This is a genomic window from Pseudomonas sp. TWR3-1-1, assembly GCF_049896545.1.
GTDB classification, from domain to species: domain Bacteria; phylum Pseudomonadota; class Gammaproteobacteria; order Pseudomonadales; family Pseudomonadaceae; genus Aquipseudomonas; species Aquipseudomonas weihenstephanensis.
The window spans coordinates 18,683-28,912 of sequence record NZ_JAFCUO010000014.1; the positions used below are offsets into that span (position 1 = coordinate 18,683).

General features: G+C 58.3%; 6 protein-coding genes. All 6 read left to right on the forward strand.

Annotated features, from left to right (window positions below; all coding sequences use genetic code 11):
• Window positions 1-36: 36 nt before the first annotated feature.
• Window positions 37-3,981 carry a tape measure protein gene (locus ACP7A4_RS21850; RefSeq protein ID WP_426248264.1) on the forward strand — a complete coding sequence of 1,315 codons (3,945 nt, stop codon included), beginning with the start codon at window positions 37-39 and terminating at the stop codon, window positions 3,979-3,981.
• The gene (locus ACP7A4_RS21855) at window positions 3,981-4,319 is read left to right on the forward strand and encodes a phage tail protein (protein ID WP_047282156.1); all 339 of its coding nucleotides are present in this window, start codon (window positions 3,981-3,983) and stop codon (window positions 4,317-4,319) included. Before ACP7A4_RS21850 ends, ACP7A4_RS21855 begins: the two co-directional genes overlap by 1 nt.
• Window positions 4,316-5,002, forward strand: coding sequence for a phage minor tail protein L (locus ACP7A4_RS21860; protein WP_095007920.1), 687 nt, complete (start codon window positions 4,316-4,318; stop codon window positions 5,000-5,002). The genes ACP7A4_RS21855 and ACP7A4_RS21860 overlap by 4 nt, the downstream gene beginning before the upstream one ends.
• 7 nt (window positions 5,003-5,009) lie before the next feature.
• Complete coding sequence (locus ACP7A4_RS21865; protein ID WP_426248265.1) at window positions 5,010-5,762, forward strand: C40 family peptidase; 753 nt, start codon at window positions 5,010-5,012, stop codon at window positions 5,760-5,762.
• Window positions 5,762-6,358, forward strand: coding sequence for a tail assembly protein (locus ACP7A4_RS21870; RefSeq protein ID WP_426248266.1), 597 nt, complete (start codon window positions 5,762-5,764; stop codon window positions 6,356-6,358). The genes ACP7A4_RS21865 and ACP7A4_RS21870 overlap by 1 nt, the downstream gene beginning before the upstream one ends.
• A gap of 9 nt (window positions 6,359-6,367) precedes the next feature.
• A partial coding sequence (gene gpJ / locus ACP7A4_RS21875) for a TipJ family phage tail tip protein (protein WP_426248267.1) occupies window positions 6,368-10,230 on the forward strand: 3,863 nt, incomplete at its 3' end.

The following is a 10,230-nucleotide window of genomic DNA, read 5'->3' on the forward strand; positions in this document are numbered from 1 at the left end:
GCACCTTGCGGGTTTTTTTTCGCCCGGAGAAAAGTAATGGCTCAGCAGTCCAGCCGCTTAGATGTGATCATTGACTCAAGGCAGGCTCAAAGAAATGGCGAGCAGCTACGGATCACACTCAACAACTTGAATGTTGTTGGCGACCAGACTGCCCGATCTATGAGTGGCGCAGGTAATGCGGCGCGTGCCGCTGGCGCCGCATTCGCAGCGCTGGGTGCTGGGCAGGTTGCGCGGGAAATTATCCGCCTAACCGATGCCTTCAAATCCATGCAAGGCTCCCTAGCACTGGTCAGCACCTCCACCGGAGCCGCTTCACAAGCCTTCAGCCAGCTGCTTGGGATGGCTAACAACACTGGCAGCTCTCTTGAGTCGACCGTCTCACTGTACACGCGGCTTGCCAACGCAACGAAGGGTGTCGGCTACAGTCAAGATCAGCTGCTAAACGTAACGGATGCTATCAACAAGGCATTTGTTGTTTCAGGCGCCACTGCGCAGGAGGCGTCTAACGCCGCTATTCAGCTTTCGCAAGGCTTGGCGGCCGGTGCTTTGCGCGGCGAGGAATTAAACTCCGTAATGGAGCAAGGTCCGCGCATCACGCGCGCACTTGCTGACTATCTTGGCGTTACCAATGGTCAGATTCGAGCCATGGCTGCCGAGGGCAAGATCACGGCCGAGGTTGTAACTAACGCTCTGTTGCGTTCGCTTTCATCGCTCAATGAAGAGCTGGATCGAATGCCGCGCCGTTTCGAGCAGGCATCAACCGCGCTAAAGAACAATTTCCTTGCAGCGGTTGGGCAGGTGGATATTGATCCTCTGATTAGCTCTGTTGATGCGCTGGCTACATCATTGGCTGATCCCAAGGTCATTGATGGCATTCAAAGCATAGCCGCTGGGATAGGCCAAGTTGTCGCGGTTGGCGGGTCAGGACTAAAAGCGGTCGTTACAAATACCGATGCCTTAATGGCGGTCACTGGAGCGTATGCCGCAAAGGTTGCAGGAGGGCTTGTCAGCTCTCTGGCTATGACAATTAAGGCTAGATATGGCGATATATCGGCGGCCAATCAGCAGATTGTCACAGCGAAGCGCTCAGAAATGGCCGCAGCATCCGAGGCTGTTGCCATTCAAAGCGTAGTGGTGGCCTCTACGGAGGCTGGCCTAGCCAGAGCTATTTACGCGCGCAGCGAGGCCATGGCTTCGTCGCAATCAGAGCTGGCCAGCGTCCGCCAACTGAAAGCCGTGTCGACTCAGCTTGCAGCTGACCGTCGACTTGAAGTTCAGCGCATGCAAGCGCAAATCAACAATACCGGGCTGGCCGCATCTCATACGCGCCTAGCCGAGATCCGCTCAGCCGAGGCGACGATTACTGCGCAGCTTGCGGCAGCTGAAGCACGTCTGGCGGTCTCTCGCCAGGCGGAGCTAGCTACAGGCGCGGCTGTTGGTCAACAAACTGTAGGCCTCAACGCTGCAAGGGCAGAGGGCGCGGTATTGCTAACTGCTCAGACAGCGGCGCAGAACGCGCTTAACACAGCCGAGCAGCGAGGGGTTGCAGTTCGCACTGCCGGTTCGCTTGCACTGTCAGCGCTGGGCGGCCCTATTGGGGCGGTTACACTCGGATTGGCAGCGGTAGCTGGCGGAATGATCTACCTTGCGTCAGGCACAGATAAGGCGACCGAATCCCTTATCGATCAGCATCTAGCGCTTGATGAGACAATTGATAAATTCAATCAACTAGAAGCATCCCAGCAGCGCAATCAGAAATCTAAGTGGGCCGAGGCTCAAAAGGCTGCGTTAGATGATGCTTCTACAGCTTTTGCCAAATACGCAAACGTTGCACGAAGCGCAATTTCTTCTGATAGCGCCCCTGCTTTTAATTTACTGATTGGAGAGGTTAAGGCCGGGAAGATAACCCTCGACGATTTGACCAAATGGCTTATAGAGAACAAGTCGGTATCAGGGAGATTCAAGACCTCAATTGAAGAGCTATCGGCTGCCTACACCGGAAATATTCAAAGCGCTAAAGGGTACGGCGATCGCATTAACGCAGTTGCAACCGCATCCAATCAGGCAGCAGGAAGCGCTGACCGGCTGGCCTCGGCACAATCTAAGGCCGGGGATAATCAAAAGGTAAGCGCCGCCGCTTGGGATAAGTACATCGAGCAGCTCACCAAGGCTCGCGACCTGATAGGCGCTAACGCTGCTGCTGAAGCTGAATACACCGCTCGCAAGATGGGGGCGGCGCCCGCGCAAATCGAAGAAGCAAAGCGCATTGCTACGCAGACGGATTTGCTGGGCAAGTATCAAGATGCGGTGCGGGACGGCAATAAGGCTGAGCAGGAGCGCCTGAAGGTTCTGATGGTGGCGAGCTACACCGCCATGCAGGCCGCTGAGGATCTCGCAGCGGCCAAGAAAAAGGCTGACACAGAAACGGCGAAATCTGCCGAGGAAAGCTCGAAGCGTCAAATCACAGCTATAGAGAAGGTCGCTGCAGCCTCCTACGCATCACTGCTTGCCAAGCCTGATGTGCAGCAGAACCTTAATGGTTATGGGCTGCTGACCAATGGCGGTATTGCACCAGCAGCGCCCGTTGCTCCCCGAAAAACTCCGCAGCAGCTGGCAGATGAGGCTGCAGCCCAGATCAATGCCGGCACCACGCCAAACAAGACGAAAACCCCGAAAGGTGACAGTGGTAAAAGCGCGCTAAACGCGGCCATGACTGCCTTCGATGAGCTGTACAAGAAGGCAGATCCAGCAGCTCAGGCGGTGCGTGATTTAACTGAGGCTCAAGAAAAACTAAAGCTTGCGCTATCGAAAGGGAAAATCACGCAAGAGCAGTACGGCGTCGCCCTGGGGCAGGCTTCGCGTGATTACGCAGCAGTCTTGGCCAAGACCAAGGAAATGAACGAGGCGCAAAATGATCAGGTTCAGCTGCTGACCCTGACCGGGCAGCTGCGGGCAGCCAACACGCTCAAGTCGAGCATTGATGATGCCGCGCAGTTGGTCGAGTACGAGCGTCAAGGCAACTTCGAGGCCGTCAAGCGCCTTGAAACCATGATCAAGATACGCGATGTAAACCTTAAAGCATCTCTGAAGCCAGGGACTGTGGAGGGCGTCTCTGAAGCCCCGCAGCTTGGCGGGCTCGATACCTCGGCAGGTGGAGCTTACGGCGAGATAAAGCGCCTGAATGACGAGGCGGCCAAGGTAGACGCGTGGCGCACTATGGAGCTGGAGAAGCAGCGCGCTTACCTGGATCTTAAAGGTGTCAACGAAGCCACCTACGCCGAGCGTGTCGCCAATATCCATAAGCAATCACGCGAAAGTCTAACGAAAATCGAAGGCGCTAAAAACGCGGCGATCATCACTTCAAGCGCTGACTTCTTCGGAAATATGGCAACGCTGAGCCAGTCAGGCAACAAAAAGCTGGCGGCGGTTGGCAAGGCGGCGGCTATTGCTCAAGCAACCATGCAGGGGTTTGTTGCAGTGCAGAACGCCTTGGCTGTCCAGCCTTACCCACTCGGCATGGCTTTAGCTGTCTCCGCTGGTGTTGTGGCAGCAGCAAACGTTGCCTCGATTGCGGGTGTCGGCTTTTCTGGTGGCGGATATACCGGGCCAGGAGGGGTGCACGAGGAAGCGGGCGTTGTGCACAAAGGCGAAGTTGTCTGGAGCCAAAAAGACATTCAGCGGTTCGGCGGCGTTGCCGCGGTTGAGGCACTGCGAAAGGGAGATGTGTCGGCAGTTACATCGCCGGCATCGGCTTCGGCTGTGCGCGGATCAAGCGCAGCAATGGCGGCACCAGAAATAAAAATCTATGTCGGCGGTGATGGCTCAGGCGGATCTGTAAGCGCAACGGAAGGCTACGAGCAGATGGGTATTGCTGTTTTGGCAACTGTTCGATCCGAAATGCCAAAGATCGCCCGCAGTGTCATCCAACAAGAGAAGGGGCAAAACGGACTTCTCGACCCTAGCAACCGGAGGAATCAGTAATGGCTGAGGCTTTTACATGGCGAGCCCAACTTGGCAGCTCGGGCGATGAAGAGCCGAGCATTCTTGAGTCGAAATTCAACAACGGCTACAGCCAGCGCATATCGGTCGGTATTAACAACTTATCAACTTCTTGGCCTGTTTCATTTATGGGTCGCGAGGATTACATCAAGCCGATTCTTGAGTTCTTCAGGCGGCACAAGGGCGTTACTCATTTTAAGTGGACGCCCCCGCTGCATGATCCTGGCATGTTTATTACGTCGGGAGGCTGGAACTTGAAACCAGCTGGAGGCGGGACTTTCGTGCTTTCAACCAAATTTCAGCAGGTATTCAACCCATGATCACTCTGGACAACCAGAAGCTGGAGCCGGGCGCCCTGATCCAGCTTATTGAGCTGGATGGCGAAGCGCGCGGCATGGGCATTCTGCGGTTTCACGCGCATCAGCAGTCGACACCGATTATCTGGAAGGGTGAAGCCTACCTGCCCAGACCCTACGAAACGGGCGGCTTTGGGCGCAGCGTGGAGGGCAACTCGTCAACCCCGATGCTCAAGATCAGTAACATCGACGGCACGATCACCGCGCTGTGCCGCCAGTTTCAGGGCATGAGCGGGGTCAAGCTCACGGTGCGGCAGACCTACGCCAAGTACCTCGATGCGGCGAACTTCCCCGAGGGCAACCCGGGGGCCAGCAGCATGGAAAAGCTGGATATCTCCTACATAAATCAGGTCACCAGCCTGGGACGCCAAGAGGTGCTGTTTTCCCTGGCGCCGCCCACTGCCGTGAAAGGGCAGAAGCTCCCCGGTGGCCTGATCATGAACCGCTGCGAGTGGTGCCTCTGGGGCGAGTATCGCGGGCCGGACTGCAACTACACCGGTATCAAGATGTTCGACCTCGACGGCAATCCGGTGGATGACCCTGCGCTTGATCGTTGCGGCGGTCGCCCGAGTGATTGCGAGATACGCCACGGTCGCGGCAATCCTCTGCCATTTGGCGGGGTGCCAGGCGCTTCGCTGATTGGATAGGTAGCCCATGAACAAAACGATGCTCAAACAGATTCAGGCCCATGCGGCCGCTGAATTTCCCAAAGAAAGCTGCGGGGTGGTGATTCGCGAGGCGGGCCGCTTGAAGTACGTGCCGTGCCGCAACGATGCCAAAACCCCAAGCGAGCACTTCATCATCAACCCGGCCGACAAATGCGATGCCGAAGATCGCGGCGATGTGACGATGATCATTCACAGCCACCCGGACGTGCCGCCGTTGCCGAGCATGACCGATCGGGTCAGTTGCGAGCTGCACGAAAAACCGTGGGGCATCGTCAGTTGGCCGTCGGGCGAGTACTTCGAGTTCAAGCCCTGCGGCTATCAGGCACCGCTGATTGGGCGCGAATTTGGCCACGGTCTGCTCGACTGCTACGCCCTGTGCCGGGACTATTACGAGCGCGAGCACGGCATTGAACTGCCGAACTATCCGCGCCGGGACGGCTGGTGGAACGACGGCGAAAGCCTCTACGAGAAGTACTATGAAGACGCCGGGTTCTATCCGGTATCTGTGCCGCGAAAGGGCGACATGATCGTTATGCAGATCAACGCTGACGCACCCAACCATGCGGGTATTTACCTCGATGACGGCCTGCTGGCCAGCGAGCCGGATGTTCACCCGGCCCCTGGCACCTTCCTGCACCACCGCTACAACAAAAAATCCACCCGCGATGTATACGGCGGCATGTGGGCCGACTACACCGTGCTGATTCTTCGGCACCAACGCATGCCGGAGGTTGCCTGATGGCCATGAAAACCATGATTCGCCCGCAACCGTTGGTGGTGCTGGTGATGTTGTATGGCGTGCTGGGTGCCCGGTTCGGGCGCGTGCATCACTTAGCCGTGGCCTCTGGCGCCGAGGCGATCCACGCCCTGTGCGTGAAAATCCCCGGTTTTAAGCGCTTCTTGCGGTTTTCCGAAGAGCGCGGCTTGAATTACGCCATTTTTCGCGGCAAAAAAAACCTCAGCGAAGACGAAGTGGCCATGCGTCAGGACACGGTCGAACCCATCCGCATTGCGCCCATCGTGATTGGCAGCAAAGGCGGTGGCTTGTTCGCCACCATTGCAGGCCTCGCGCTGGTGGTCATTGGCGCCGTCACTCAGCAGTACTACCTGGTCGCAGCCGGTGCGGGCCTGATGATCGGCGGTATCGCCATGAGCATGTCGCCATCCCCGGCGGGTATTTTGGACAAGGAGGGCGACGGCAACCGGCCTTCCTATGCGTTCGGCGGCGCTGTCACCACCATGGCCCAAGGCCGCTGCAAACCACTGCTCTACGGCGAGCGCGACATTGGCGGCGCCCTCATCTCCGCTGGCATCTTCTCGGAAGATCAGCAGTAAGGAAAAACTATGGCCAAGTCTGCAACAGCGCCCGCTGCAAAGCGTCGGCGCCGGATTCTTGCTGCCCGCGTTACAGGCGCGAAGGGCGGCGAATCCAAGCCCTATACCCCGTACAAGGCGCCTGACAGCGCGTTGTCAGTGGCCACGGTCAAACTGCTGTACGCACTGAGCGAAGGGCCGATTGTCGGGCCGGTGGATGGCAACAGGTCAATCAAGCTCAACGGCACGCCTTTGGTTTCGCCGGATGGCAGTGAAAACTTCCCCGGCACCGTGTGGGATTTTCGCGCTGGCACCGTGGATCAGGAACACATTGCAGGCTTCCCATCCATCGAGAACGAAGCCTCGCAAGGTCTGCCGGTCGAGCTGAAATCCGATAACGCCTGGACGCGCGCCATTACCGACCAGCAACTGTCGGCCGTGCGTATTCGCCTGTCATGGCCGCAGATTTGGGAGATTAAAACCAACGGCGACCAAGTGGGCTATCGCATTGATTACGCCATCGACCTCTCCGTCGACGGTGGTAGCTATCAAACCGTGCTCTCGGCCACGCTGAACGATAAAGGCACCACTGAATACGAGCGCACCCACCGCATCGACCTGCCGGAAGGGTTCAACAGCGCGCTGGTACGCGTGCGCAGGCTCACACCCAATCGTAATGATTCGAATTGGGCGGACCTGATGCGAATTAAAGGCTTCACCGAAGTCATCGACAAAAAGCTGCGCTACCCGAACCTGGCCCTCGGCGGTTTGCAGTTCGATGCCAAGCAGTTCCAGGACACACCGAAGTTCAGCGCCCTGATGCGCGGCCGCATCGTTCAGGTGCCCACCAACTATGACCCGCCATCACGCACCTACACAGGCGACTGGAACGGCACGTTCAAGCTGGCCTACACCAACAACCCGGTGTGGGTCTGGCGTGACCTGCTGTTGCATCGCCGCTACGGGCTGGGGCGCCGTATCACCGCCGACATGGTCGATCACTGGACGTTGTACGAAATTGGCCGTTACTGCGATGTGATGGTGCCCGATGGCAAAGGCGGCTTACAGCCGCGCATGACCACCAACGTCTACATTCAGGACGCCATTGAGGGCTACGCACTGCTGTCTGACCTGGCCAGTGTGTTCCGGGGCAGCAGTTGCTGGAATGGCTCGCAAGTCACGATGGTGGCGGACATACCGGGCAACGAAGACGGCTACGTATTCACCCGCTCCAACATCATTGGCGAATTTGAGTACGTTGCTGCTGCATTCCCGGATCGGCACACGCGGGCCAAGGTTGCCTGGGACAACCCGGACAACGAATTCAAAACTCAACCGGCGCCGGTCACCAACGACGACTTAATCGGCGCGCTTGGCCACCGCATGCTCGACATCTCGCGCTTCGGTTGCACGGTCGAGGGCGAAGCCATTCGCCACGGCATATGGGCGCTGAAGTCCGAGCAGTACGAAGAATGGTCTGTCACGTTCACCACCGGTATGGAAGGCCGAAACGTTGAGCCTGGGCAAATCATCTGCGTGGCGGACGAGATGTTCTCGGGGCGCCCGAACGGTGGGCGCATCAGCGCGGCGACCAAGCGGGTGATTACCCTGGACATCGATGCCGAAGTGCACCAAGAGGATCGACTGATTATCAACTTGCCCAGCGGTAAATCCGAGGGGCGTATCGTTAAATCGGTTTCAGGTCGCTTGGTCACCGTCATGGCGGATTATTCCGAGCAGCCAGAACCTGAGTGCAGTTGGTCCGTGGAAAGCGCTGACCTGGCTGTGATGCGTTTTCGGGTGCAGACCATCGAGCCGCAAGGGCTTCACCAGTTCAAGATCGCCGCAACCCAGCATGAACCGCTGAAGTACACGGCCATCGACACAGGCGCCCGGATTGATCCGCAGCCGACCAGCATCATTCCCCCCGGCGTGATGGCGCCACCCACGGGCATTACGCTGGAGTCGCGCAGCGTGGTGTCGCAAGGGATCGCTGTCACCAGCATGCGCATCACCTGGGAGTCAGCACCGGGTGCCATTGCTTACAACGTCGAATGGCGCAAAGACAGCGGCAACTGGGTGCGTCTGCCGCGCACCGGCAGTCTCGGAGCCGAAGTCGAAGGCATCTACAGCGGGCGCTACCTTGCGCGCGTCAGCTCAGTAAACGCCATGGATGTCGCCTCGATTTGGGGGGTAAGCCCGGAGGTGGTGCTCAACGGTAAAGTTGGATTACCACCTGCCATCACGCACCTGACCACTGAAAGCCTGGTCTACGGCATTCGCTTGAACTGGGGCTTTCCACCGGGTGCAGAAGACACCCAGCGCACCGAGATTTGGCAGAACACGGCCAATGATCGGGAGTCTGCGACCAAGCTTGGCGATTACGCTTACCCGCAAGCGCGGCATGAGCTGCAAAACATCGTGCCCGGTACCAGCCTGTTTTTCTGGGCGCGGCTGGTGGATCGCACCGGCAATGTCGGGCCGTGGTTCCCGGAAAAGTTCGGGATCAGTGGCCAGCCAAGCTCTGAGCAGACGGAATACGAGAAGTACTTCGCGGGGCAAATCGGCACGAGTGCACTTTATCCCGAGTTGAGGAAGGACATTGAGCTCATCACCGGTGATGGCCCGGGTTCAGTCAAGGAGCTGGCAGGGCAGGTGAAGGAACTCGGCGACAAGGTCGAAGGCCTGGTCGACACCTTCATTTACGATCCAAAGCAGACCTACAAGGTCGGCGAAAACGCTCGCGAAGGACGGCACATCTATCAAGCGCTTCAAGACGTGCCGCTCGATACACCGCCGCCCAACCCGGTCTATTGGAGGGACATCGGCGAGATCCTCGAAACCGCCAATGGTCTGGCCTTTCAGGTCAACCAGAACACCACCCACATCGAGGACATCGACGGCAAGGTCACGGCATCAGCGTCATCGCTGGAAGCCTTGCGGGCAGCGGCGCGCGCCGACACGGGCGAGGGCGAGTTGGCCGACGCTTTCAAGAGCTGGCAATCCACGGCGGATCAGGCTGTTGAGCGGCGTGTGCGGGCCACTGAAGACGAGGCGATTTCGGAGCGGGTGACTACGTTCGGAGCACAGGTCGGCCAGAACAAGGCCGGGTTGTCGAGCCTTGAAAAGGTGGTGGCCACCAACGATTTAGTCGCCGCCAAGCGCATCACGGAACTGAAAGGCGAACTGGTCGACGTGGGCGAGGGCGTGTCAGGCAACACCCAGGCGCTGGAAACCCTCAGCGGTGAAGTGGCGCGCATCGATGGTGAGATTGTGGCCACGGCCAGCAGCCTGGAGTCGTTGCGGGCAGAGGCGCGCAGTGACTCGGGCGAAGGTGAACTGGCCAGTGCTTTGGAGGCGTGGAACTCAACGGCCAATTTCGCGCTGGAGAAGAGGGTGCGCGCCACGGCTGAAGAAGCCTTGGCAATGAAAACCGAGCAGCTGCAAGTCAACCTCAACCAAAACTCCGCCTCGGTGGAGCAGGTCAGTAAGGCCGTGGTCGATGTGAATGGGCGCGTGTCAGCCCAAACCACGATCAAGGCCGAAACCATCGTGGGTGGGCGCAAGGTCATGGCGGGCCTCGCATTTGGATCTGACGGCGACACCTCGGAGATTCTGGCCTTCGCGCAACGCTTCGCCATCATCGACGAAGTGACGGGTCAGCTCCGTGCGCCATTTATAGTTTCGGGCGGTCAGGTATTCATCAACTACGCCATGATCGATACGGCGTTTATTCAGAACCTGGTGCTGGGAATGACGTTGAGGTCCAGTGCAGTGAATGCCAAAGGCTTGCCATTACTGGAAATCAATATTCCACAAGGAATGCTGACCCTGCGCAGTTCCGGGGCAGGCGGCTCTACGACACTCAACAACAACGGCCTGCTTGTACAGGA